Origin of the sequence: Paenibacillus rhizovicinus (assembly GCF_010365285.1) — a bacterium.
Taxonomy (GTDB): domain Bacteria; phylum Bacillota; class Bacilli; order Paenibacillales; family Paenibacillaceae; genus Paenibacillus_Z; species Paenibacillus_Z rhizovicinus.
On sequence record NZ_CP048286.1, the window covers coordinates 151159 to 176892 of the forward strand.

19 protein-coding genes and 2 pseudogenes are annotated in these 25734 nt (G+C 50.9%); 7 read left to right on the plus strand and 14 right to left on the minus strand.

What is annotated here, in order from left to right; all coding sequences use genetic code 11:
* The first annotated feature begins 92 nt into the window (after positions 1-92).
* Entirely contained in the window at positions 93-692 is a 600-nt protein-coding gene (locus tag GZH47_RS00695; protein ID WP_162638066.1) for a YjgB family protein, read from the plus strand.
* 232 nt (positions 693-924) lie between these two features.
* Here the strand turns inward: GZH47_RS00695 and GZH47_RS00700 are convergent, their stop codons facing one another.
* The 3 genes from GZH47_RS00700 to GZH47_RS00710 all read right to left on the minus strand — a co-directional run bounded on the left by GZH47_RS00700 (position 925) and on the right by GZH47_RS00710 (position 4565).
* Positions 925-1977 (minus strand): S-layer homology domain-containing protein, encoded by a 1053-nt coding sequence (locus GZH47_RS00700; RefSeq protein WP_162638067.1) that lies wholly within the window; start codon positions 1975-1977, stop codon positions 925-927.
* Between the two features lie 215 nt (positions 1978-2192).
* A complete protein-coding gene (locus GZH47_RS00705; protein ID WP_162638068.1) occupies positions 2193-2975 on the minus strand; it encodes an alpha/beta hydrolase family protein in 783 nt (260 codons plus the stop codon).
* Between the two features lie 186 nt (positions 2976-3161).
* Positions 3162-4565: a S8 family serine peptidase gene (locus GZH47_RS00710; RefSeq protein ID WP_162638069.1), complete on the minus strand. Its 1404-nt coding sequence runs from the start codon at positions 4563-4565 to the stop codon at positions 3162-3164.
* A 269-nt stretch (positions 4566-4834) separates the two neighbouring features.
* On the opposite strand from GZH47_RS00710, the gene GZH47_RS00715 reads away from it, so the two are divergent.
* Positions 4835-6550: an ABC transporter ATP-binding protein gene (locus GZH47_RS00715; protein ID WP_162638070.1), complete on the plus strand. Its 1716-nt coding sequence runs from the start codon at positions 4835-4837 to the stop codon at positions 6548-6550.
* Between the two features lie 209 nt (positions 6551-6759).
* Positions 6760-7837: pseudogene (locus GZH47_RS00720) on the plus strand (branched-chain amino acid aminotransferase).
* 64 nt (positions 7838-7901) lie between these two features.
* On the opposite strand, the gene GZH47_RS00725 reads toward GZH47_RS00720, so the two are convergent.
* The 3 genes from GZH47_RS00725 to GZH47_RS00735 form a co-directional block, all read right to left on the minus strand.
* A complete protein-coding gene (locus tag GZH47_RS00725) occupies positions 7902-11093 on the minus strand; it encodes an S-layer homology domain-containing protein (protein WP_162638071.1) in 3192 nt (1063 codons plus the stop codon).
* 283 nt (positions 11094-11376) lie between these two features.
* The gene (locus tag GZH47_RS00730) at positions 11377-13773 is read right to left on the minus strand and encodes a glycoside hydrolase family 15 protein (RefSeq protein WP_162638072.1); all 2397 of its coding nucleotides are present in this window, start codon (positions 13771-13773) and stop codon (positions 11377-11379) included.
* 178 nt (positions 13774-13951) lie between these two features.
* Positions 13952-14560 (minus strand): nucleoside/nucleotide kinase family protein, encoded by a 609-nt coding sequence (locus GZH47_RS00735; protein ID WP_162638073.1) that lies wholly within the window; start codon positions 14558-14560, stop codon positions 13952-13954.
* Between the two features lie 329 nt (positions 14561-14889).
* Here GZH47_RS00735 and GZH47_RS34555 point away from each other — a divergent pair.
* Positions 14890-14955, plus strand: a pseudogene (locus GZH47_RS34555) (MBL fold metallo-hydrolase); the annotation flags it as partial.
* A 169-nt stretch (positions 14956-15124) separates the two neighbouring features.
* Entirely contained in the window at positions 15125-15280 is a 156-nt protein-coding gene (locus GZH47_RS00740; protein ID WP_162638074.1) for a hypothetical protein, read from the plus strand.
* A gap of 60 nt (positions 15281-15340) precedes the next feature.
* On the opposite strand, the gene GZH47_RS00745 is transcribed toward GZH47_RS00740, so the two are convergent.
* The gene (locus GZH47_RS00745; RefSeq protein WP_162638075.1) at positions 15341-16237 is read right to left on the minus strand and encodes a TetR/AcrR family transcriptional regulator; all 897 of its coding nucleotides are present in this window, start codon (positions 16235-16237) and stop codon (positions 15341-15343) included.
* 218 nt (positions 16238-16455) lie between these two features.
* On the opposite strand from GZH47_RS00745, the gene GZH47_RS00750 reads away from it, so the two are divergent.
* Positions 16456-17886, plus strand: coding sequence for an MFS transporter (locus GZH47_RS00750; RefSeq protein ID WP_162645004.1), 1431 nt, complete (start codon positions 16456-16458; stop codon positions 17884-17886).
* A 118-nt stretch (positions 17887-18004) separates the two neighbouring features.
* On the opposite strand, the gene GZH47_RS00755 is transcribed toward GZH47_RS00750, so the two are convergent.
* From GZH47_RS00755 to GZH47_RS00770, 4 genes are all read right to left on the minus strand, one after another.
* A complete protein-coding gene (locus GZH47_RS00755) occupies positions 18005-19357 on the minus strand; it encodes a glucose-6-phosphate isomerase (RefSeq protein ID WP_192043570.1) in 1353 nt (450 codons plus the stop codon).
* Positions 19358-19747: 390 nt separating this feature from the next.
* Complete coding sequence (locus GZH47_RS00760; RefSeq protein WP_162638076.1) at positions 19748-21679, minus strand: fructose-1,6-bisphosphatase; 1932 nt, start codon at positions 21677-21679, stop codon at positions 19748-19750.
* A gap of 102 nt (positions 21680-21781) precedes the next feature.
* Positions 21782-22591 (minus strand): Cof-type HAD-IIB family hydrolase, encoded by an 810-nt coding sequence (locus GZH47_RS00765; protein ID WP_162638077.1) that lies wholly within the window; start codon positions 22589-22591, stop codon positions 21782-21784.
* On the minus strand, positions 22569-23360 hold the full coding sequence (locus tag GZH47_RS00770) for a DeoR/GlpR family DNA-binding transcription regulator (protein ID WP_162638078.1): 792 nt from the start codon (positions 23358-23360) through the stop codon (positions 22569-22571). Before GZH47_RS00770 ends, GZH47_RS00765 begins: the two co-directional genes overlap by 23 nt.
* Positions 23361-23533: 173 nt before the next feature.
* Between GZH47_RS00770 and GZH47_RS00775 the strand changes: the two genes are divergently transcribed.
* Positions 23534-23740 (plus strand): hypothetical protein, encoded by a 207-nt coding sequence (locus GZH47_RS00775; protein WP_162638079.1) that lies wholly within the window; start codon positions 23534-23536, stop codon positions 23738-23740.
* Between the two features lie 97 nt (positions 23741-23837).
* On the opposite strand, the gene GZH47_RS00780 is transcribed toward GZH47_RS00775, so the two are convergent.
* From GZH47_RS00780 to GZH47_RS00790, 3 genes are all read right to left on the minus strand, one after another.
* Positions 23838-24308 (minus strand): NUDIX domain-containing protein, encoded by a 471-nt coding sequence (locus tag GZH47_RS00780; RefSeq protein WP_162638080.1) that lies wholly within the window; start codon positions 24306-24308, stop codon positions 23838-23840.
* A gap of 27 nt (positions 24309-24335) precedes the next feature.
* Positions 24336-25001 carry an alpha/beta hydrolase gene (locus GZH47_RS00785; RefSeq protein WP_162638081.1) on the minus strand — a complete coding sequence of 222 codons (666 nt, stop codon included), beginning with the start codon at positions 24999-25001 and terminating at the stop codon, positions 24336-24338.
* Between the two features lie 135 nt (positions 25002-25136).
* Positions 25137-25523, minus strand: coding sequence for a hypothetical protein (locus tag GZH47_RS00790; protein ID WP_162638082.1), 387 nt, complete (start codon positions 25521-25523; stop codon positions 25137-25139).
* Positions 25524-25734 lie beyond the last annotated feature (211 nt).

The window sequence follows — 25734 nt, forward strand, 5'->3', positions numbered from 1 at the left end:
CTAACTGCAACATATCGCAACCGATTTCGTCGATAAGGGTGGAACACATTCATAGAGCGGACACGATTCCGTCACTCGAGGAGGAAATACTAATGAACGTATTTACATCTGCCAAAAAAACGGCAATTGCAACGGTGACTGCGGGCACGCTGATCCTATCGGTCGCCGGAGCCGTCCCTTCCTACGCCGCGGCCAATACGACAGCTCCTGCCGCTGCTCCCGTGGACGATCATATGAAAGCTTTCCAAACGCTGATGAGCTTCTACAAACCGGCTCTTCAAGGCCAGTTCCCGAATTTCCACGGCTTCACGGTCGGCTTGACCTCGCATGAAACGGTCATCAAGGCCATCGGCAAAGCCGAATCTCCGGCCAAGGATGCCGACGGCTTCGACGTCTATCATGCCGAAATGGGCCATCCGGGCTACGCACTCAACTACAAGCTCGATAAAATACGGGAAATGCGCTACTTCGGCACGAACGTCGAGCGTCAAACGAATCTTGGCGGCATCTCCGCCCGCATGGTGATCCAGCACTGGGGAGCCCCAAATCAGTCCGCTTTGATCAAGTCAGGCAAAACCGTGCAAAAGAAACTCACCTATGTCCGCGGCAAATACCAGCTGGAGTTCATCTTCAACAATACAAGCGGTTTGGATCTGGATCATATTAACCTCGTTAATAAATCCATTAAATAACGAGTTGGTTATTCAAAAAAGCGGCCCGTAGCGGCCGCTTTTTCTTATGCGCGAAGTGGGTGGCCGCGCTCGAACTTTTATGCTTATGAATAGTTCACAAATAGCCCGGGGATACTCTCCCTGGGCTATTCGTCGTTTCATGAAGTTCGCGGAATACATAACTTCGTTCATTACCTCGTTAAGATTCCAGTAAACGGTATTAATGTGTATCGTTCGTTGCCTGTCAAACTATCTACTGTACAGGGTTCGCAGTTACTGGCGCAAGATGTGCCTTCAGGTAAGCGACGGCATTATCCACGGCTTCCTTGCCTTGCGCTTGCGTCATTTCGGCATTCGGCTCGAAGTTACCATCGGCGTTCAATTTCACAATGCCGTATTTAAGTGCGCGCTGAATGACGCCTGAGTCAAGAATGTCGATTTGGTCCGCGTCTTTAATGTCGGCCGGGATGACGTTGATCATCGGCAGCTTGCCGGCTTCCTCTACGGCTTGAACGAGCATTGTCGTAAACGTTTCACGAGTCAATGCGGCGTTAGGGTCTGCTTCCTGATCCAGGGACGGCGTCACGCCTGTGGCATCGGTGATCAATTGAATGCCCTCTGAGAAGGATAATTTGCCGTTCTCGTCAGTCGATGGGGCATGTGCCTTCAAATACTCGAGCGCATTATAGATTTCTTCGGCTGCTTCCGAACGGGAGATGGTCATTTTGGGATTCACTTTGCCGTCCTCCCCCAGTTGAATGACGCCGTAGTTCAATGCGCGTACGATCGATCCGGAGTATTCCACGTTGATTTGGTCTTGATCAGCGATTTCAACGGCAACCGGCTTGATCATGGGCAGCTTGCCTGTCACTTCGATCGCATGGATTAACTCATGCGTGAACGCTTCCCGAGTCAACAATTGATTCGGATTCAGATCTTTCGGAAGATCGAGTCCGTTGACCGACGCGATAATTAGCGCGTTCGCGTACCAAGCATCATCTTGCGCGTTCGGGAAGTAATCCGATGCTTTCGGCTCTTTGAAGAATCGAACCAAATCCAGGTTGAGATTCAACGCGCTCACGATTAATTGTACGCCTTGTGCTTCTGTCAAGATGGCGCGCGGCGCGAAGTGATTGGCCGAAACGCCTTGGAGTAAGCCCCTCTGCTGCAAGGAAACGATTTTATCTTTGGCTGCATTATTGTCCAAATCCGTAAAACCCGGAGTCGCCGCAAAGCTCTGCCCCGCAAAAGTTAACATCAACGCTGCCGTTGCTGTCATTGTCATCATCTTGAATGTCTTTTTCATCCTGTGCACCTCTTTTAGTCGATTTTGTTTGTACAATTAAGGAAGACGAGCATGGCCTAAAAAAGGTTACAGCAAGACGACTCCGCAAAAATTAAGGTATTGTAAATGAATAACTACCCTTAAGTTAACAGCCGCTAAAAAAGCCGCGATATACGCGGCCATAAAAGAGCGTATGTTATTGGAGCCCGACACTGCGGCTCAACAATAGGATTGATTTATCCTTTTTCGGAACCGGAGCTTGCAGCATGTTGGCTGAACCAGTCCAGAGCCCCGTTCAGCATGCCATCGGTAAATTGGTGAGCGACGTCGAACTCGGTAATCTCGAAACGTTCTGGACACGCCGCATAATGGTCCGCGCACGCCGCCCTGAACCTGTGAGCCCCGTCGGGAGGGACATGGCCATCTTTCGCCCCGTTCAGGAAGCGAATCGCTGGAGCATGCTCATATTTGTTCGCGTTCGTAAGCGGATTGCAGCGGTGATAACAATTCCAGGCATACGTATCGGGGCGGCTCTCTTCTTCATCCGTGCCCGGACGCAGCCAATCCGGCGTCGAGATGCAGGCTGCTACTGCGGTGATTCGTCTGTCCAGTCCTGCAGCGACCAAGGCGATGTCGCCACCCATCGAGATGCCTCCCGCCATCACGCCGCCGGTCAATCCGAATCGTTCCAGCGCCCAGTCGATCACGCGCGGATATTCCTCCGCCGTCATTGCGATCATCGGCCAGAAATAACGGCGCTTGTTACGCTTTAATTTACCGATAAACTGATCGCGGCTCTCTCTCATCCGCTCCCCGTGCTCATACGGATCGTACGATACGGCTACGAAGCCCGCGTCGGCGAACATCCGCAGATGCTTGCGTAGTCCATCCTTGTCGCCTGTCAGTCCCGGAAGCCAGATGACGAGGTGCCCGTTCCGTTCTCCATACGGCTCTTCCCAGATAAGCGGGATATGATCCACGATTTCATGATTGAGCTTATTCGTTTCTGTCGCACCCATTGACTGCCTTCCTCCCGATTAGGATCGTATCGTATAATTTCGGCATCTCCTGGCAAGGTATGGGGTTTGCTATTCTTTTGGTATCCACCCTACCAAAATAACGCCAACCAAATCGTACCATACATTGGATTTGAAGATAACTCCCTCTATGGAGAATCATTTTTGGTCTTTCGCATGATAGATAATTTATTCCAATGACTCAAATAGAGAGTGTGCATATTGTGGTACCAGTTCGGGTTCATGTGTTTTAACGAATTGAGGCAAATCAGAGAATTTACCAAGAAATTCTCCTACGCACCATCTAATTGACCAATGGGGACTAGCTGCTAATGGAATCCATCGAGTTAATTCTTCTTTTTCAGCATGCTGCAACAACCCGTACAAATACCAAGTACGAACGCCATCCTCAGGTTCCATATCGAATCTATCCCAATAAATTTCACGTTCTATACGGTCGACCGGCCACCCCAGCGAGTGAACTGCAATCTTTCGAATAAGTGAATTTGGATCGTTGGAGTACTCCCACAGCTCGCCTCGCGTGTATTCTTTTTTCCTGATCGCTCTGCTCAGATTGACGGCACGTGCTGCAATGCCCGTATCATCGACAAGCTGGCTTTCTATCTTCTGCTCACTTATATACCCTTGCAATAAGGCTTCTATTGTTTTCTTTACATTAACGCATGGCGAATAGTTCTTGTCTTCAACCAATTTATCTCCAAACCTAACCAAGGCGTTCCTCAGCGTATAGTTGTTGATGAATGGGAAACTAGATAACAAGTACATGCATACCCCGGCAACCAGCGTCGATGCCGCCGAGGTTCCTGTGTACACCGATAATTGCCCCGCTCTCGGTTCCCCTTCGCAATAAGGAACAATGACTCGCGTACGTGGTGCACGAATGTCTGGCCGATAATGTCCGTCGCCATTAAATCCATGAGGTTCACCTGGGTAAGGAGTATGATAGATTCGGTCAGCCTTTCCCCGATCATCGAACCCGCCAACGGCCAAGTAATCAAGGGGCGGTAATATGTTGCCAATGTCGCTGTTGCCATTCGCGCATATTACCAATACTCCTCGTTCAACGGCTGCCGCCAAGCTTTGCACAGTAGAATTGGATTTTGTTCTTTCCAATAAAACCGTGTTATCTTGAGCATGCCATCCCAAGCTTAAAATAATCCGAATATTCAAATCAGGTAGATTGCTAAGGATCCAGTCGATTCCTAATTTGAGGCGTTCCCCTTCTCCATCTTTAAAGGCGCCATGAGACAGGACAACGAAATTGCCTGCTGGTGCTATACCTGCATGGCAGAATCCGTCAACGGTAAAAGGCTCATGTGCTAACGTAAGAACAGTCATCAAACCATGTATGCCATTATCTAAATTACTAGGATTAAAGCCTTCATTCACAATGTCGGAACAAGTAATTGCATTATCGTTAGCTACAACCACATGCTTAATTCTATCCGCGAGGTGGTTCAAAGTCGGATGCGGGCAAATATCGTCGATGATAATGATACCAATACCTTGCCCCGCGGATTGACCGGGTACTTCGGAAAATCCTAATCTAAACCATGATGGTTCTGCGTACACGACTCCTCCTCCATTCACAAGTTGCGGATTTTACTTTCTCAACGTCTATTCACACGGACAAATCCTTGGTGATACCATAAATAAGTAAGAATCGGGTTAAAAAGGGGAATCTGCAGAATGTTGCTCCTCACTCTCAACTAAACCGAAGTGTCTGGATAGCGTTTGTACACGATAGAGGTAAACTTGTCCGTTAAGGCAGGTTTCTTTAGGTGTGCGTTTGTCTATACGACGTCGGTATGGTTCCTGAAAGTCATTAGGAGGTGAGGTCAATGATTCGCCGTTTTTTTGCCTATTATTCGCCGTATAAACGGTTATTCTATATGGATTTCATATGCGCCGTAGTCGCCGCGCTGCTCGAGCTCGCATTCCCGCTCGCAGTGCAATGGATGGTCGATACGCAGCTGCCCGGTCGCAACTGGCCGATGATCGTGCTGATCTGCATGGGCTTGCTCTGCTTGTACTTGATCACGACGGGGCTGAGTTTTATTGTCGGCTACTTCGGGCATAAACTGGGCATCAACATCGAAACCGACATGAGGCAGCGTATGTTCGAGCATGTGCAGAAGCTGTCATTCCGCTTTTTCGATAATTCGAAAACGGGCTCCCTTCTTTCACGGCTGACGAACGATTTGTGGGAAATCGGGGAACTGGCGCATCACGGACCGGAAGAACTGTTTATCGTGCTTATAACGTTCGCCGGGGCGTTAGGCATTATGATGACGGTTAATTGGGAGCTTGCGCTCATCACGATCATTACCGTGCCGATTCTCATCTGGTTCATCGTTTATTTCAGCAAGAAGCTGCACGATGTCGCCGGGAGCGTGAATTCCCGTATCGCCGACATTAGCGCCCGCGTCGAGGACAGCGTCTCCGGCATTCGCGTCGTCAAAGCGTTCGGCAACGAAGCGTACGAGGTCGAAACATTCCGCGATAACAATAAACGCTTACGGCTTGCAAAGCTGCGCTCGAATATGGCGATGTCGTATTATTCATCGGGCATGTATCTGATGACGCGGCTTATTTCCTTGCTTGCACTCCTAATAGGTGCATGGTTTGCTTATGAGGGCAAAATCAGCTACGGAGAGCTTATCGGGTTCCTTCTGTACGTCAATATCTTCTTGAAGCCGATCGAACGAATCAACGCCTTGATGGACATGTACCCGAAAGGGATGGCCGGGTTCAAGCGCGCGTGCGAGCTGCTCGACACGGAGCCGGACGTTAGCGATGATCCGATGGCTGTCGATGTACGGAGATTGCGCGGGGATATCGAATTTCGCAATGTGACGTTCGGCTACGAAGGTCATACGAAGGTCCTTCATCATGTCGACTTGCAAGTGCGTGCCGGGGAAAAGATTGCGATCGTCGGTCCCTCGGGCGCCGGCAAGTCAACGCTATGCTCGCTCATACCGCGCTTCTACGAGATCGAAGCCGGTGAGCTCCTGATCGACGGGCTGGACATTCGCCGCATGACGCAACGGTCGCTGCGCAGCCAGATCGGCTTCGTGCAGCAGGACGTGTTTCTGTTCCATGGGACGATACGCGAGAATATTGCCTACGGGCGACTCGATGCTTCCGAAGCCGATATTTTAGAATCTGCGCGGCACGCGCATTTGGAAGCATTCCTAGAGGCGCTTCCGGAAGGACTCGAAACCGTTATTGGAGAGCGCGGACTCAAACTGTCGGGAGGCCAGCGTCAACGCCTGGCGATAGCGCGCATGTTCTTGAAGAACCCGCCGATCCTCATTCTCGACGAGGCGACGTCAGCACTTGACACCGAGACGGAGCAAATCATACAGCGGTCGCTTGAGGAGCTTTCGCGAAGCCGGACGACATTGATCATCGCCCACCGGCTGGCTACCATCCGCCATGCCGACCGCATCGTCGTCGTAACGGAGGACGGGATCTCCGAGGAAGGAAGCCACGACGAGCTACTTGCACGGCGCGGCGTTTACGCCAGGCTGCACGAAGCGCAGTTCGGCGGTTAAGTCCTGCCGTGAAGTCTCCTATAGCTTAGAATAAAGTTAGGGAGCAGGTTGCCTCGGCAACCTGCTCCTTCTTTCATTTTCGGAGCAGCTGCCACTCCCCATCCATACCTAAAAGGTATAATTATCCGATAAAGCAGATATTTCAAATCTACTCAGGGAAATGTTACCATTCAACTCATACTTAAACACTCACGTTAGGCGGTGCTGCTATGCTAGCGATTGAGGTCACGAGAACGACGATCAAGAAGGCAAAACCAGACCAGAACGCGCTCGGCTTCGGTAAGTATTACACGGACCACATGTTCATCTTGGACTACACGACGGAATTGGGCTGGCATCGACCGCGCATTGTGCCTTACCAGCCGATCACGCTGGATCCTGCAGCGAAGGTATTTCATTATGGCCAAACGGTATTTGAAGGCTTGAAAGCGTATAAAACAGCCGAAGGCAAAGTACTCTTGTTCCGTCCAGAGAAAAACTTCCAACGTCTCAACCAATCCAATGAACGCCTGTGCATCCCTCATTTGGACGAGCAAGTCGCCATCGAAGCGTTGAAGCAGCTCGTGCTTGTCGATGAAGACTGGATTCCTGCGAAGGAAGGCGCGTCCCTCTACATCCGTCCGTTCATCATTGCTACGGAATCGGCGCTAGGCGCTGGGCGTTGCGCCCTCGACACAGTACCAGTTCATCTGCATCATGTCGCCGGTGGGCGATTACTATTCGGAAGGCCTTAAGCCGGTCAGCATCCATGTGGAGTCCGACTATGTTCGTGCTGTGAAGGGCGGCGTGGGCAGCGCGAAGACCGGTGCTAACTATGCAACGGGACTTCGCGCGCAGAGAGAAGCAAGTGCGCAAGGCTACTCCCAAGTGCTGTGGCTGGACGGCATTCAGCACAAGTACATCGAGGAAGTCGGCAACATGAACGTGTTCTTCGTGATCGATGGCAAGGTGGTTACCCCTGCCTTGAACGGCAGCATCCTGAGCGGGATTACCCGCATGTCCGTTATTCAGCTGCTGGAATCTTGGAACGTTCCGGTCGAACAGCGTCTGATCTCGATGGCAGAAGTGTACGAGGCGCACAAGAACGGCAAGCTGCAAGAAGCGTTCGGTACAGGTACGGCGGCGGTGATTTCGTCGATCGGTTGCTTGAGCTGGCAAGGCGAACGCATCACGCTAAGCGGCGGCGAAATCGGCGAGTTAACCGGCAAGATCTATGACATGGTAACCGGTATTCAGAAGGGTCAGCTGGAGGATACGCTCGGCTGGACGCCGCCTATAAACTGTTAATTTGCGCCACTGTGCATAAAAAAAGACGAAATAGACTTTTTGGGAAGTCTACTTCGTCATTTGGTTAAGGAATCATAGGAATATTTCTAATCGCGATGGGGTTCGGATTCGAATAGACGGTTTCATTGACAAAAGCCTTTTGAGGCTTCGCCTTGTTCCCGCTCTCATCCTGCAGCTTGACGCCGTTATCGCTGATCGTAATCGTCATGTTAGGCACGATGCTTGTCACAGCGCCTAAGGTGATCGTCACCGTATTTCCTGAAACCTCGACAGTATCATCGCTATTAAACGAAATCGGTGATCCATTAATCAACGTGAAATCATCCAACACATCCGATGCAGCAAGGCCTTCCGGAAGCACGACGACTTCGGAGAATTGAATAACGATTTTATCTCCGACACTCGGTCTATTCTGATTAACGGCCACGTATTCGGCATCGATAATCGTAGGCGCCGCTTGATCCTTGGCTTGCACATGAATCCCCGAAATCTCAACGCCGCTGCTATCGCGGATAATGGAGCTTCTGCTCTGTTGAACCATCGGAGCGTAGTCCGTGCCGTCCTTCGGCGTCACCCGGATCGTAATATACTGCTGCTCGCCTACGGTATTGAGCGGATCGGGAGCCGTTCTTCCGTTCTTGTCCGTTACTTTGATCGAGGCGACATCGAATCCCTCGACGCTGAAGGAATCGTTCGTGACGGTAGCGTCGTTGATATTGGCATCGAACTTCAGACGAACGGTTTCGACCCTGCCGTCCGTGGAGCTCACCCCGTCCTTGCCGTCCAGCATGACCGCTTCGACCAGTTTGCCAATGCCCGTCGTAATTCCTCGGATGTCGACGGGTTTCGGATCCGAATATACGGTTGGATTGACAAACGCCTTTTGAGGCTTCGCCTTGTTCCCGTTCACATCCTCCAGCGTAACGCCCGAATTGCTTATCGTAATCGCCATGCCGGCCTTGATGCTCGTAGCCGCGCCCAAGGTGACCGTCACCGTATTTCCCGTAACGGCAAAAGCGTCATCGCTCGAAAACGAAGTATCCGCGCTCCCCGCTCTGCTTAACGTGAAATCGTCCACCAAGTCCGATGCTTCGCTTCCGCCTGGAAGCACGACCGTTTCGGAGAACTTGATGACGATCTGGTCTCCAGGATCCGCGCCATTCTGATCCGTATCCACGTATTCGGCATCGATAATCGTAGGCGCCGCTTGATCCTTGGCTTGAACATGAATCCCCGAAATCTCAATGCCGCTGTTATCGCGGATAATGGAGCTTCTGCTCTGTTGAACCATCGGAGCATAGGCCGTGCCGTCCTTCGGCGTCACGCGGATCGTAATATACTGCTGCTCGCCTACGGTATTGAGCGGATCGGGAGCCGTTCTTCCGTTCTTGTCCGTTACTTTGATCGAGGCGACATCGAATCCCTCGACGCTGAAGGAATCGTTCGAGATGGTAGCGTCAACGATATTGGCATCGAATTTCAGGCGAACGGTTTCGACCTTGCCGTCCGTGGAACTTACCCCGTCCTTGCCATCCAGCATGACCGCTTCGACCAGATGGCTGGCTGCTACGGTTACCGCTGTTGCTGCACTGGCCGGTCTGTTCCCTTTCGGAGCGATGCGCACCTCATAGCTTCCTGGCGTCAGACTCGTAATGGCTGTCGATTCGGCAGGCACGTCTGTCCAAGTTGCAGCTGTCGCGAGCTTGTACTGGTAGACTTTCGCTGCGTCCAAGCCCGTGATTTGTCCATCGGCCGTCGTCGTTAACGTTGGCGTAACGCCTTGCACGCCCGTTGGGGCCGATGGAGCCTGAGGCACGTTCGACCCGTCGTTATTCGTAACCGGCGTCGTATCCACGATTTTGGAACCGTTAATAAGTTCGATGTTTGCTTTGACCGCCTCGTAGTTCACGATGACATCGGACGGCTTCGTTCCGGCCGGAAGGACCAAATCGCCGATCTTAATTCCGTCGCCGAGCGTGATTTTGACGCCTGCATTCGTAATTTGCAAGGTGCCTACTTGTGAGCCGCCTGTTAAATCCGACAAGAAAATCACATCGGCTTCCTTATCGATAATCACATGGCCCAATTGGAATTTGCTGAATACGACTCTTCCCCGCGCCGATTCCGGATTGGCGTCCGCTTGCAAATAAGCAGTACCTGTAGCCTTGTAGGCATAGGCTCGATAAGCCTGACGTGTCGTATCCGTGCTTGGCAAGGCATCATCGATCGTCGTGTTTCCTTCTACCTTCATCGATTCCGAGAAGAAGGAGTGTACCACGCTCTTCCCGACGTGGAGATCGCCGGCAATCGTCATGTTCTTCAATGTAACGTAATCACCGTTCACCGTGATATTGGCTTCTACGGCTGCACCGTGCCCGTCAACGACCACATGATTCGCATACGGATTAGAAGCATCCGTGCTCGCCGAGCCTTGGGCCTTTAATTCGATCCGGTCGATCTTAGCGATCCGATTCCCGCTAGCGGATACGAGTATCGCCGCTCCTTGCAAAGCCGCAAGGTTGCTTGGATTGATCCATTGCTTCAGTTCATCCGTCAATGCGTAGGTGCCTTCGGAGGTCACAAGGGCATCCTTCGTAATCGTCGAAATGGTAGCCGTGCGGGCCTCCGTTGTCCCTTCGCTGCGGAAGACGAGCGCCGCCATCTGTCCGCGCGTAATGCTGTCGTTCGGAGAGAAGGTTGTCGGAGTAGTACCGGTCGTGATCTCATTCTCTGTCAATGCGCCAACGTATGCCGCAAACCAGTCGCCCTGCTTCACGTCAGCGAATGGCGGTTGCTGCTGACCGGACTGCTGGAGCTTATAAGCCAAGGTAATGATTTTCGCCATTTGCGCACGGGTCAGGGTGTCATTCGGGCTGAATTTATTGCCGAAGCCTTCAATGATTCCTTGATTGGCTAATGCGCTGATGTACTTATAATAGAAGTTCCCCTTCGATACGTCCTTGAAGCCCGGATCGGTGACATTCGCGGTATCCAATCCGAGTGCGGATGCGATGATCTTGGCGGCTTGCCCACGGGTCAGCTTATCGTACGGCTTGAATGTTCCGTCCGCGTTGCCTTCGATGACATTTCTGGCCTGGAGACTCAACACGGCATCGTAAAAGTAATCGCTTGGCGATACATCCTTGAAACCGGATTGCGCCGCGCTAGCGCCGGGGGAAAGGATCAACAACGAGCTTGTTGCCACGGCTGTAGCGGCTGCTACGATTTTGTGCCGTTTCTTGTACGTTTTAGACAATTGCATAACCTCTTATTCATCATGTATTTGCATAGTTCCAGCTGTTATAGTCAAATTAATAGCTACTATTTGGAAGTTATGCTTACTAATTTATCGGTTATCTAGTAAAAAAGTATTAGTTCATAAGATATAATGATTAATAGAATAATTTATTATATAAAAATGATTAACTCACGCTTTATATCATCAATGGCGCTTATGATAGCGTTGCATCCATTCGTTCCTTCACCTGGACAGCAAAGAGCCTGGCGGATTAACGCCAGGCTCTTTGTCGTCGTCCTATTCAACCATTCCTGTCGCCGAGGACCTGCACGACAAAATCCCTTCCTTCCCACTTGTGCGCTTCGGGCCAGTAGAAAGTGAACATAAGGACGGCCGACGTCGCGAGTACCGACTCGGGAATGTCGATGTAATGCGTGCCGACGCCGCTCGGGATCGTATCGCTGTCGCGCACGGTCGCCCAATTGTCGTAACTCCAATGCAGGACGGCCGGGGCAAGCGTCTCGATCCGCAGCGCCTCGCCGATGTTCGTCGTGCTTACCTTATGATTGAACCGCCACACGTTACGAAGCTTCGGAGGTCCTTCCGCATAACGGGTCTCGGCGATGCTGACCCTGCCAAACGGTCTTTCGTCCGCCAGGCTGCGCAGCAGCCTGACGTATTCCGCGTGAGCCCAGACGAGCGGCATGGCGGACTCGCTCGGTTTCCCCCGATAGAGCCCCTTAGCGGGAATGTCCGGCATGGCCCACAACTGCTCGGGCAGCAGCTTCGCATCGCCGGCGAATCGCTCCATCGTCCGAGCGAGACGCTGCGCTTGCAATTTGCGGCCCGCGGCGAGCTCATAATTACCGCGTTCGCCCGTGAGAAGCGGCCATGCCTGCCCGACGCCCCAGCCCTGGAACGCGTCGCCGTTCGGGTGCTCGCCGTAGCCGTCATGGTTATACCGGCGCCAGCTCGGACCTTCCGGAAGCTCGACCTTCAGCACGTTGTCCACCACTTGCACGGAATCGACGATATGACGATCGTCCGCGGACCGAAGACCGAAGTGAACAAGCTGCAGGAATCCCGCATCGACCACGTCCCGCGCAGGGAATTCGCTGGGCTCGTCCGGCGCCAGATTGCGGACGGGCAGTTTCCCGAGATTCGGATCGCTTACGTCCGGACGCGTCATGACGATCGTGCCGAGACGCTCGTAATGAGCGGGAATGTCGGGATCCAGCTGGCTATTCGTCGTGAACGTCCACGCATCCATGTTGCTCGCCCACCAATCGGCCACGCTATTCAAGTACTCGGCCAGCTCGCGCTCTTCCCGAATTACGGCCAGGTCGGCCGCGCACAACAAGGCGGTGATAATCGTCGCCAGCGTCGACGGCGAATAACCGCCGTTCTCCTCCCAGCGCTCCTGCTGGGTTACCGGTCCGGTACGAACCAGATACGCCGCTGCCCGCTTCACCATCGGCCAGGGATCGAATTCGCCCAACGCGCCCGCATCGTGAAGCCGCCAGGCGAGAATAATTGGAAACCCCGTCTCGTCAAGCTGTATGCCGGTCCAGTAAGGGTCGCCGTCGATCCAGTTATTCTGATGCCAGCCGCCTTCCTCCTGCTGAATGCCCGCCAAATAAATCAGCGTTTCCCGAGCGCCGTCGTAATCGTCCAGGGCGAGCCGAGCCGTCGCCGTCTCCACCAGGTCTCGCGGCCAGACGAGATGATAGCCGCCCACGCTCCCGTCCGCGGGTCTGGCCGATCCCCATGGGACGGCCAGCGACGCGACCATTGCCCCGCGCCGGCGTTTATCCTCGTGACTGAGGAACACCTGAACGCTGGAACGGAACAGCTCTCCGCCGTCTCCGCTGCTCGCCGACAAATCGCGAAGAGCCGCGGTTCGTTTCCTCCACCCCCGGACGTAGTCTTTCAGACAAACGTCGAAACCCCGGTCTAAACTTTCCGCTGCCTCCGAGGCCGCTTCTTCCGCTGAAGCGCCGAAGCCGAAAGCGATCGTAGCCGTCCCCTCGCCGCCAAGCGACAGCTGCCCGGTCAGCAGCACGTTCCCATCGGGGGCCGACGAATGCTCCCAAGTCATCGCGCCGTGCCGGGAAATGTCCGTCCAGCCGTCCGATTGCCCTGCGTACCCGACAGACGACTTGAAGAATGGGGCAGCAGCCATGACGGCCATATAGACACCGTCCCGAGCCGCGAACAGGACCGGCCGTCCCTTATGTTCGCCCGTCCAGGCATCGTTGCCGGATCCCTTGTTCGCCATATGCGGGGTGACGAGCGCGAATACGGCATAATCGCCGATCTCCCCGGCAAGCGCTTCAAACCGGATATGCTGCAGCAGCACCTGGCGTTCCGGGTCTGCCGCGAACCGTTTCGTGATCCGGTAACGGTTCTGCAGGCATGTATTGACGATTCGAAAAGCGGGCGCCCAGGCATCGAGCCGCTCGATCATGTGCGAGGTGCCCTTTCGCTCCTCCGAGAAGAAATCGTCGGCCGCAACAAGCAGCTGCGACTCTTTGATATTGGCCGTGTCGATGCGAGGATAGTAGACTTCGTTCAGCATGCCTTGAGCGAGCGTAAACCAGACAAGCGAACGGTCGTCCATCGCCGTGCCTACCCCCGACTTGGCTCCGGTTGACCATGTAGACGCCAGTCCGGGTTTTCCGAATGCTTCTTGCATCATCCTTCATTCCTTCCCTTGCGGAGTTATCAAACCGATTGACAATAGTTGTCTTTACCCGCTCGGCGATAACCGGAATCCCTAGATGTACATTCATCGCATGTCCCTGAGGCGGTCCGGGTCTCTTCTTCCACATCCTGGCATGCGTCACGTTTAATCGTCTTCCCTACCGATGATATATCTATAGACCAAAGCTCAAACATACTCTTTTTACTAAATCATCAATAAGAATCGTTCCATCATTTACGAATGACGTATATCCGGTCTCTACGCATTGTTGTCTTATTTCATTCGCAAATAATATATCTCTGTCCATCCAATTCTTAAATGCTTGTTCTTTGTCACTGCAACCTTCAAGTGCGTTATAAACCCATGGTCTCTCTTTATAATGCGTGATTTGAAATTTTTTCGTCGGTGTAATACTAACATAGTGTTTCTGCTTAATCCCTGTCTGTTTCATTAACCTCGGAAGTAATGCTGCCCCTTCGGTTATAATTTTATTTTCCGAAGAAATAGCCTGGATATCTTGGAATAAAAATTCAAATACTTCTTCATAAAATTGTAATTCTTCTGCGTTTTGTTCTTCTGGATTCCTCATCCAAATCTGTTCCGGTGTCATTTGTGTTTGCTTGATACAATTAGGTTTGTTCTGCTTTGCCCCTCTTGCCGTATACTTATCCAGAAAATCATCTACTTTGAAATAATGGAAATTATAATGTTTTGCTATAGTTTCGGCTACAGTACTTTTTCCGCTGCATGGCGATCCGCCTATAAAATATACATTAAGCATAATAGAACCTCCTACGATTTATTCGCAGTCATCTTAAACTTTTTTACACGTTCTAGGTTCCTCATTCGAATGGATGAAATGCTGAATCCAGCAACGGTTTTCACACGTTTTCCTGAAGTGATAATAGTGTGGTTTCTTAGATCCTGCTCGATATCTAACAAGAACATGGCAATCAGGCATACCAATTGATCTCGGTTATCTTCAGCAACAAACAAAGCATTCACCACCACTGAACAACACCCATATTGTACCAGAAAATAGATAGTCAGATAATACATCAAATAAAGCGTCTACAGGCGCCCCAACTTCTTTCTTGCAATCCGGGCAATTTGCCGCTGAAGACGATCGTACCGACCCATCAGGACATCGACCACATTGGCGGCCTGCCGCAATTTCTCGCAACTGAAGGAGAGTCGTTGAACGTATTCGCCCATGAAGCCGATCGGGACGCAATCGACGGTAAGGAGCCCTTGCTCAAATTGCCGAAGGAGAATATGGCCGGACTTCTACAGTCTCTGCCGGAGCAAGTGCGCCGGCGATTCGACGATTGCCGAGAACGGCGTAATGAAAAGTCCGAATCGAGCGTTTACGCCGGATCTGCCGGAAGCGCTTCGTTCGCTGCGGAAATTTGCCGATTTTGACATCGAGAACGTCATTTGCTTCCATGGCGGACTTGTTCAGGGTGACGTCCAGCATCAATTCGCCGCGTTGACCGCGTAATTACGAAAGGCCAAGCACCTGTCCGAGGACAGGAGCTTGGCCTTTATAATGCGATCAGAATTATGCGTGATCAGCAGCAGTTTGGATGAGGATAAACTCTAATTGCTTCAGGTAACCTTGAATTTCGTTATTTCGTGCCAGGTGTCCCATAAGCGCGTGAATCAAAAACTCCCTGGGTTCTTTTAGCCAAATTTCATCGGTTAATAATTTCAAGGTGTCATTAAGTTCATGACGAACGGTATCCGACGTTTTTAGGTCGTTTATTGCACGTGCAATGGCATTTAATGACTCGCGTATCGACTTCGCATGGTTATCTGCGGTTAAGGAAAGGTCATCCGAAGTGCGTAAAATCGACTTGTCCAAAAGCGGGTCCGGCCGATCATGGAGCAAATCTTGAACGATGGCACTCAGACGCTCCACGATAAACAGGGAGACTTTATTTATGGATAGCGGCCTGTTCTCATAAATGATGTAGTACAAGTATTGGGTAAGAAAGCCCCTGAAGATTACGATTAAATCCCACACATACGGTTCGATTTCCGTTCCGTAGGCAGCAACGATCAACTCTTTGTGCCAGTTCATCTTTTTGATCCGGTTTCTATTCCTGACTTCCTCGAATTTGTCGCTCCTCTGAATCGGCAATTCTCTATGCGTAAAGTCCATCATGATGAACTCGTTTTTAATGAAATATTGGATTTGGAACTCGACAAGCTGGATAAAATGCTCTCTTGGCGATCGTCCTTGATCTGCAACGAAGCGTTCCGCTTGTTCAAACAGCTCCTGATAACACATATCGAAGATCCCGATAAACAAATCCTCTTTCGATAAGAAAAACTTGTAAATGCTTCCCTTGGCAATCCCGCATTGCTCTGCGATTTCTTGCATGGACGTTGCGTTATATCCGTTTTTAGAAAAGAGGTTTAACGCTGTTTTCATAATATGTTCCTTGATATTCACGGCTATCCCTCCTCGTTCATAGAGCTTTCGTTATGAATCATATTGGCATCCTGTGACCTATTAGTCAATAATTGAACTCGCTTGACATTTCTTTGTCCGGGCGTATAATGAAAACTCGTGATTGGACTCGCAGTTCACTATTATGACCGCTCGGGTCACAGTGATATACATTAGCCGTTATTGCATCATGATGTCGATTGGAGAAGGAGTGATGGTTGTTGCATTCTTCTGGGAAAGCAGACCATTTATATCCTTGGTTCGTGCTCTCCGTTACGAGCTTAGGTGTTCTATTAGTGCTTCTAAATGTCGGGACGTTAAACGTAGCATTGCCTGTTGTAAGCCGGCATTTTCATGTCGGTGCAAGTTTCGCAGACTGGATCGTGTTATCCTATTTGATTGTCAATACGATATTAATACTCGTCTTCGGACAATTATCGGATATTTATGGCCGTAAGAAGCTATACATGATCGGCATGGCAACGTTCACGATTTCCAGCCTGCTGATCGGCTTATCGCCGAATGTCTGGATTCTTATTGTCTTCCGGTGTATTCAAGCGGCAGGCGGAGCTTTGGTGATCACCAATACGACAGCATTGATTACGGATGCATTTCCGAAGCATTCATTAGGAAAAGGACTCGGCATCAATGTGCTGGTTGCGGCGGCTGCCCAATTATTGGGCCCTGTTCTTGGAGGGGTGATGGCTTCGGCGCTTGGTTGGAGATGGGTATTTTGGTTCAATGTGCCCTTTGGTTTGATCGGTCTCTTTTGGGGAATGTTCGTATTGCGTTCGACGGAACATAGGGATGCCAGTGGAAAGGCGGACGTATGGGGCGGAATCGTGATCTGCCTCTGTCTGGGCGGATTCATTATTTCCTTGTCCGAAGGAAGCGCTTTGGGTTGGGGCAATTGGCTGGTTTTGTTGGGCTTCCTATTGTTTGTCGTACTGATGCCTGTCTTTATTCTCATAGAAAAACGCGTTTCGTCGCCCTTGATCGATCTGAGCTTGTTTCGTAATCGACAGTTTACAATCGCCAATATAGCGACGTTCATCAACTTTTTCTCCGTCACCGCGCTTACGCTGCTCATCGCTTTGTACTATCAAGCCGCATACCAAGAAAGCGCAACCCAGGCCGGGCTCAAAATATTGCCTGTCACCTTGGGCATGTTGATCATTTCCCCCGTTGCCGGTGCGTTAATAACTAAATTCGAAGCTCGTTTTCTAGCAACGGCAGGGTTATTTACCTCGGCAATCGGTCTTCTTATGCTTATCATTACGATGTCGCCGCATGTTCCGTACGTGGTCTTGGGTCTCGGAATGTTTCTAGTCGGACTTGGCTGCGGCTTGTTTATGACACCGAATACGGCGTCTATCATGGCAAGCGTACCGGAGAATCGCCGGGGAATCGCCAACGGATTAAGGTCCATGCTGAACAGCCTGGGGCAAGTACTCAGTACCGCTGTCGGGTTGATGATCGTGAAGATATTCCTTCCCGATCGTCTGAAAGATGTGATCTATGTCGGCTCCGCTTCCCGTCTATCGTTCGATGACCTGAGCCGCATCGTTACCAGCTATCGTATTGCTTTTGTTGTGCTATTTGCAGTGAGTGTCGCAGGCGTAGTCCTGTCCCTTCTTCGCGGCAAAAAATAAAAACGTCTATCCGATGACTTATATAAAAATAAAAAGGCGTCTTAATCACTGAAATGATTAAGACGCCTTTTGGCTGTCGCTATTCCCCTTTTATCGCTTGGTCATCGCATGGACTCCGTTAGTTCTGTTCCGTTCCCTGTTCCAAGCGGCTGACGAGTTCTGCCCGATGCGCTTCGAAGCCCGGTTTTCCGAGCAGCGCGAACATGTTGATCTTGTACGCCTCGACGCCTGGCTGGTCAAACGGGTTAACGCCGAGCAGTAAGCCGCTGATACCGCAAGCTTTCTCGAAGAAATACACCATTTCGCCGTATGCGTATTCGTTCAGCGCGTCCAACTCGACGATCAAATTCGGTACTCCCCCATCGACGTGCGCCAGACGAGTGCCTTCGGCCGCATTCCGGTTCACCTCGTCCATCGTCATGCCGGCAAGGAAGTTCAAACCGTCAAGATTGCCGGAGTCCTTCTGAATCGTAAGCTCCACACGAGGTTTCTTGACGGATAACACCGTTTCGATTAGATCCCGGCGGCCTTCTTGTACGTATTGTCCCATCGAGTGCAGATCGGTCGAGAAATCGACGGAAGCAGGATATAAGCCTTTCTGGTCTTTGCCTTCGCTTTCTCCGAACAGCTGCTTCCACCACTCGGATACGTAGTGCAGGGAAGGCTCGAAGTTCGCCAGCAGCTCGATGGATTTTCCTTTGCGGTACAAGGCATTGCGGACTGCTGCGTATTGGTAGCTCTCGTTGGTCGCAAGATCCGGATGATTGTATTTGATTCTCGCTGCTTCCGCACCCGCCATCATCTGATCGATATCGAGCCCGGCCGTCGCGATCGGAAGCAGGCCGACCGCCGTCAGAACAGAATAACGGCCGCCCACATCGTCCGGAATAACGAATGTTTCGTAGCCTTCTTCGTCGGCGAGCGTCTTTAGAGCGCCTTTGGTAGCATCGGTCGTTGCGAAGATGCGTTTGCGGGCTTCTTCTTTTCCATACTTGTTCTCCATGTATTCGCGCAGCACGCGGAAGGCGATCGCAGGTTCTGTCGTCGTACCCGATTTGGAAATAACGTTCAGCGAGATATCCTTGCCTTCAAGCAGTTCAAGCAGGTCCGTTAGATACGTCGAGCTGATGTTCTGGCCGGCAAAATATACTTGCGTCTTGCCGCTCATTTGGTTGTGGAAGGTATGGGACAACGCTTCGATTGCGGAACGGGCGCCCAGGTAGGACCCGCCGATGCCGATCACGATCAAGGCGTCAGAGTTGGAGCGGATGCGTTCGGCGGCCGACTTGATTCTGCCGAATTCATCCTTGTCGTAGTTCAGCGGCAGATCGACCCATCCGAGGAAATCAGAGCCGGGGCCTTTCTTCTCGTGAAGCATCTGATGTGCCGCAGCAACGAACGGCGCCAAATTGTCCACTTCATGCTGGTTCATAAAAGGCAGTGCATTCGAATAATTGAATCTAATCGTCACGGAAATCGTCTCCTTTAACTTGTAAAACTCGAGTTGCTAGTTCGTACCTTCACTATAATACAATTCGGAGCATAGATGTAATTAACATATTTAACAGTCGTCATAGATGCTGTCTATGGGTGGATGCTCATACCGGTCTTATCATACACCTGTGAACTATGATTCAGGGCATATACCACGTCTATTGCCCCTCCGAAAACTATGTATTTCATCCATGGGGACGATTCGTATTATAGTTGTGCTACAAGCGGCAATGGTTGTCCGGTATTACGGCATAAACCTTGGCCGGCGAATGGCAGCAAGAAACATGCAAAGGCAAGGCAATCGGCCTTGAAAACGAACTGCACCCCGATCGATAGACGGTGTCTAACAATCGGGGTGCAGCGTTTTTCATTTCATGTAGCGATCCTCGAGGAGCTTCTTCAGATTGGAGATTTTCTGCAGCAGCTTATCCCCGACATTCGTTTCCCTCACCAGCTTTCGCTCCAATTCTTTGTCCACCAGCCTTTTTACAGACAATACGTCCGTTCCGTTGCATAACACATCTTCTTTCGAATTGAATTTCTGATGGGCAGCAAGCTGCATGCCAAAGGAATTGTACAGCAAGGTATATCCGGCGATGCCCGTCGTGGATTGATAAGCTTTGGAGAAACCGCCGTCAATGACAATCATTTTCCCGTTTGCTTTAATGGGGCTCTCTCCGCGAATTTCTTTTACCGGCGTGTGGCCGTTAATGATATGGCCATGATCCGGATTCATGTCGAATTCGAGCAGGATTTTCCGGCAGATCTCCTCGTTCTCGCGCAAGTGGTAATAAGGGTTCTTTCTTTCCTTGTAGGTTTCTTTGTCTTGGATAAAATACCGTTCAAAGGTGGTCATTTCTCTTTTTCCGAAGAGCGAGGAACACTCCCCTGTCCAGATGTACCATATCATATCCGTTGCCAGATCATCCGTCTCTTCAGGATGCGCGAAGGCGTACCGTATGTAGTATTCAAACACATCGAGCAGCTGGCGGCCCGAATACGTTTTGTCGACGATCTGCATTTCTTGCATGTTTCCTTGTTCATCCAAGGGAATGCAGCCGTGAAACAGCAAATTTCCGTTGTATTTCAAATAAAGGCTGCCCTTTTTCATAATGAAATTCATATGTCTGACGAGCTTCTCGGAATGCTGAACGGAGAAAAGCAGCTTCTCCATCACCTGTTGTTCTTCCTCCAGCAATTGCTCGGGCTGCTGCGGATTAACGGTTGCGAAGCACGTGTTTACCAGCGGGTACGTTTGTCCGCCCAGCTCGATGACTGATTGGTCGAAATCGGTCCGTTCGAGCAACAGCCTTGCAGACATATTAAAGAAAGGGCGCCGCTTGATAATCGGGATTTCAAGCTTAAACTGGATCATCGCGATGGCTTGATGAATTTTGGTAATCTGCAGGATTTCCTGCTCCGAACCGTTATGGTCGGTCTGCAGCTTCGGTCTGAAAGCAGGGTTGTCCGTATAGTATTTCTCCGCCAAGTTCAACAGCGGGCGAAGATTAATGCCATATACATCTTCAATGATATTCAGATTGTCGTATCTGGCGCAAATCCGGATAATATTCGCGAGGCAGACCAAGGAACCCGCATAGGCGCCTAGCCAGAGGACATCATGGTTCCCCCACTGGATGTCTACCGAATGGTAGTTGATCAGCGTGTCCATGATTTTATCGGGGTCCGGACCGCGGTCGTAGATATCTCCGACTACATGAAGATGGTCAACCACAAGGCGCTGGGTCGTGTAGGCAAGGCCGGTAATGAGCTTGTCCGCCTGGCCCAAGGAAATAATTTGCCGATAGATCTCCTCGTAATAAGGGGCCTTATTGTTGGTCGAATCCGTCTTGTACAGAAGTTCTTCCACAATATATACAAACTGCTCCGGCAGCGCTTTCCGCAACTTCGCGCGCGTATACTTGGAGGAGGCAAACGAAATGAGCGTAAGCAGATGTTCAATCGTTTGTCTGTACCATTGATTCAAGTTTTGTTTATTGCACAGATCCTCTTTAACCAGCTGTATTTTTTCTTCCGGGTAATAAACCAATGCAGTAAAGTCATTGATTTCCTCATCCGTCCAGACCTCGCGGAATAAGGCTCTGATTTTCTCTTTCACGGTACCTGAACCGTTTCTCAGCACATGTTGAAAAGCCTGGAACTCCCCATGCAGATCGCTGACGAAATGCTCGGTGCCCTTGGGAAGATTGCAGATGGCTTCAAGGTTGATGATTTCCGTTACGACTTTCTCTTCCGTATCGTACCGCTGGGCCAGTAAATCTAGAAACTGCGTATCCACGACAGTTGTCCCCCTTCATAGAAACATGCCTCATGGCACTCTTACTACCAGCTATTATAACGGAAAGTTGTCATGCTATTCCTGCCTGTCGGGGCGCGGCTCCTATTTCGTACTGGACATATAATTGTAGGCAATAATGCGGTCGATGGCTTCGGCAACGGAATGAACGACTGCGCTCGCACTGCTGCGGATCTCGTCACGGCTCTCGCTCATCGCGAAGCTGTGGGGCGTCAAGGCGAACATCGATAGATCGTTGAACGAGTCGCCGATGCATGCGATCTCGTCCGGCGCGATCCCCAGCTCCTGGATGAGCAGCTTTAATGCGTCCCCCTTGGAGACGTTGCACGGCATCACGTCCAGGCAATCTTTATCGCTGATGAAGGTTTCGATCTGACCGGCGAACTTATCGTTGAACTGCGCTTCCAGCTGAATCAGCTCATGCAGCTCTCCGAAGTAAGATAGCTTGCTGCATCGCATGCGGTCTGCCGCAATGGCTCCTTCCAAGTCGGCATGGGCGGAGATCGCGGTCATAATCCGTGCTTCGTAAGGCAAAACGGCCTCATTCCAATCGCGCACGTAGTACGAATCATTCGTGCAATGGATGAAATGAATGTATTCATCTCGGCCGGTGACTTGTAGCAGCAGCGTCGACAGCTCCGGAGCAAACTCCGCCGATGCCAGCAAGCGCTGATCGTGCAGATGTATGGTCGCCCCATTCTGTCCGACCGTATAATACCGATTTCCAAAAGGACGCAAGAGAATTTGAATCTCCGAGTTCATCCGCCCAGATGCGATGCACAGGTTCAACCCATGGTCGAAAGCTTTCGCGAGGGCCTGCAAATCCCGTTCGTTAATGCGCTTCCCATGATCCAGCAACGTCCCATCCAAGTCACTTACAATCAGTTTTATCATCGAGCTCATCCTCCGATACTACGAGTAATTCAACATGATGCTCCGCAAGCTTCTCCATGAACGGGGGGGCTGGCTGCTGGTCGGTAATCAACAGATCGATGGCGTCCAGACCTGCGATTCTGTAGAACATTTGATCGCCGAATTTCGTATGGTCTGCCAATACGATCACCTGTTTCGCTTTCTTGATCATTTCGCGTTTCACCACGCCGTCTTCCACATCCGGGTATGACAATCCATTCGACGTAATCCCGCATGCGCCAAGGAATAATTTGTCGACTTGATAATTAGCCAAACTGTCTATCGCTGCCTGCCCGAATAGGAAACGATGCTGCAGATTCAACTCTCCTCCCAATAGATAGGTTCGTACCGCCTTCTTGCGTGACAATACGTCTGCGATATCGATCGAATTCGTAACCGAAACGACGTGTTCTGCCGCAAGATGCTCGGCCGCGAACTGCACGGTCGTCGAAGCATCCATCATGATGAAATCGCCATCGTTCACAAGCGATGCCGCCAGTCGTCCGATATCCCGTTTCACGCTGGATTCCTTGACAAGCCGGTCCTTGTATTCGAATATCTCCTTCGGCTTCTGCGGCAGGACCGCTCCCCCATGCGTGCGAAGAACGAGTCCGATCTCTTCCATCTTTAACAGGTCCCGGCGCGCCGTATCACGGGAAACGTCGAACTGTTGGCATATGTCCTTGATATCGATCCGCTTGTTCCGGTTCAATTGTTCCATGATCATAGTGATGCGTTCTTCCTGAAACATAGATCCCGATCACCTCTTTTGGGTTATGCGTATTTGTAAGTCGATATGCAACATTATATAAGTGATCTTATACAAAAGTCGTCATATGTGCAACATAATAAATGTTAATCATTTATTAAGCCTTACATCGGCGCACGGTTGCATAGATTAGTAGAAAAGGAGCATGCCATTCGATGGGGCAACTGATAGATGCACGCACGTCGAGCAATATTACCGTCGTGCTCGATTCGTTTGATACGTTTCCATTGGATACGCCTGTCATTGTCGGACAGGTAGGCCTGAACATTCCAACAGCAACTCCGGGTATTATCCGCGTTCAATTGACCGGCTTCCGTCTATACGGGTTGATCGGAGTAATTAATGATTCGCACAAAAAATGAATCGCACAGAAACAGAAGGCTCCGCCGCGGCGGAGCCTTCCTTGTGCATGGTATCAACGAATGAACGAACGTTCTCCGTCGGCTTCATGAAATTCCATTAGTTCAAATCGCCAACATAGCTGAATCTCGGCTTATTTCCTCTAGCCAGTTCCATTAATCGGGGCACTAGCTGTTTGGGATAAAACCGCAGGCTTTCCAACTCATCAACCGTAATCCAGGCTGCTCCGATTTGGTCCGGATCTGGATTCGGAGGCGTTAGAGGAAGTTCGGTATCGGCCAGCATGCTGCATAAAAAAATCGGACTGACGATGTGAAGGTTATGATTCGCTTCGGCGTTATCATGATTGGATCCTATAAATTCTCGAAGAAACAATAGTTCTTCAACGTTTATGGGTATACCGACCTCTTCGAATACTTCTCGATGAATCGCTTGCTCTATTGTTTCACCGAACTCTTGCTTGCCGCCTGGGAGGACGTAAGTCGCGTCACCGTCATCATCCCTTTTTTCAATAATCAGAATCTTATCGTCTTTTAAAATAACAGCTTGTACGCCGACGGTAACCTTCATCGTTCTCCCCCTTTTCCATTCTCAGACTTATATCTGCGGCGTTCTCCCAAACGCCCATGCCACCATAAGCGGGAACTCTGCTCGCCACATCGCGTCGTCATGTGACGCGACCCGCTCCATCAGTTCCACATCCGCACCTGCCTCGCGCAGCGCAGCCGCCCATCGAGCCGCATTTTCGAGGAAGAACGGCTCCAGCGTACCGGCGACTAGATACGTGCGCGGAATCGATCGCGGCATCCTTTCAGGCGGCCGATAACCTCCGCCCGGCGAGGCGCATAAGATCGTACCGAAAATTTCCGGATGCCGCAGGCCTATGGCAAGCGATAGCTCGCCACCCGCGGAGACACCGAGCACCGCAGTGTTATCGGCGGTTAACGCAACTGCGAAACGTGACTGGACCCAGCGGTAAACGTCCTCGACGAAGAATTTCTCGTGAGCTGCGAACCGTTCCGGGCTGAAGCCCGGTGAATATTCATGAAGCCGCATCGTTTCATCTGTCTGCCGGTGCACGCCGATGATCATCGTGGGCGGCGTACCGGCCTCCTCGAGCGCTCCGCCCCACTGCGAAATCAACTGACCGTCACCGGCAAACACGAATGCCTGAGGCGGGTCCGGAGGGACATACGCCGTAACTTGCCGGCCGCCGTCGTACTCGAACGTCCCGGTGACGAGCTTTCCCGCGATGAATGACATTTTCGCTAGCCTCCTCTTGAGGATATCTCTATTTATTCGCGAAGTATTTGTACCATCCTGCACGCTCGTCTATGTACTTCGCAGGATTGCAACCGATAAACCGACAAAAAAAAATCCGCAATCATGCGGATTCACTTATGCAAGTCTTGTCAATTCGCTGTTGATGACGCGATGCGCCGCAACAAAACGATCTTTCGGACTAATCCCGAACGATGCGAATTGCACCTTCCTTTGATTGGTAATCAATTGGACTTCGTACTGCTTTGTCTTACCCACGAAAAAACTATTATACGAGGATGCGTTCGGTTTCACGGTAAACGCAACGTTATGAATCAATTTCTTCTTGCCGTTCAATGCATACACTTTGATTCTTACTTTGGCATTCTCGCGTTGATGCTGGTTTAACGAGTTGACAACGATATCTTTGGATACCGTTTGATCTTTCTCCGTCAGGTTATTCAGAGGTCCGGTCGTATATTTACGAATGATGCATGCTCCCCTTTCATAAACAAGCTTTGGCAAGAAAATCTTGTCGCTGCAATAGCTGTACTATCTTATTTACGCAAGGGTTTATCTGATTGGACGATTCCGCCCATTGCTTCAATTAAACGGCAGCCGAGTACGCAGCAATTCGTCTGCCAGACAGCAAACAACCGACGGCTCGCAAGAGTCGTCGGTTGTTTCTCGATGAACGGTATTTGTCCGGCCGTGAAGCAAGACCGTTGCTCTGGGC

Coding starts and splice junctions, on each gene's coding strand:
- GZH47_RS00695 (WP_162638066.1), top strand. CDS start 93: ATGAACGTATTTACATCTGCCAAAAAAACGGCAATTGCAACGGTGACT.
- GZH47_RS00700 (WP_162638067.1), bottom strand. CDS start 1,977: ATGAAAAAGACATTCAAGATGATGACAATGACAGCAACGGCAGCGTTG.
- GZH47_RS00705 (WP_162638068.1), bottom strand. CDS start 2,975: ATGGGTGCGACAGAAACGAATAAGCTCAATCATGAAATCGTGGATCAT.
- GZH47_RS00715 (WP_162638070.1), top strand. CDS start 4,835: ATGATTCGCCGTTTTTTTGCCTATTATTCGCCGTATAAACGGTTATTC.
- GZH47_RS00730 (WP_162638072.1), bottom strand. CDS start 13,773: ATGATGCAAGAAGCATTCGGAAAACCCGGACTGGCGTCTACATGGTCA.
- GZH47_RS00735 (WP_162638073.1), bottom strand. CDS start 14,560: ATGCTTAATGTATATTTTATAGGCGGATCGCCATGCAGCGGAAAAAGT.
- GZH47_RS00740 (WP_162638074.1), top strand. CDS start 15,125: ATGAAAAGTCCGAATCGAGCGTTTACGCCGGATCTGCCGGAAGCGCTT.
- GZH47_RS00765 (WP_162638077.1), bottom strand. CDS start 22,591: ATGATAAAACTGATTGTAAGTGACTTGGATGGGACGTTGCTGGATCAT.
- GZH47_RS00770 (WP_162638078.1), bottom strand. CDS start 23,360: ATGTTTCAGGAAGAACGCATCACTATGATCATGGAACAATTGAACCGG.
- GZH47_RS00775 (WP_162638079.1), top strand. CDS start 23,534: ATGGGGCAACTGATAGATGCACGCACGTCGAGCAATATTACCGTCGTG.
- GZH47_RS00780 (WP_162638080.1), bottom strand. CDS start 24,308: ATGAAGGTTACCGTCGGCGTACAAGCTGTTATTTTAAAAGACGATAAG.
- GZH47_RS00785 (WP_162638081.1), bottom strand. CDS start 25,001: ATGTCATTCATCGCGGGAAAGCTCGTCACCGGGACGTTCGAGTACGAC.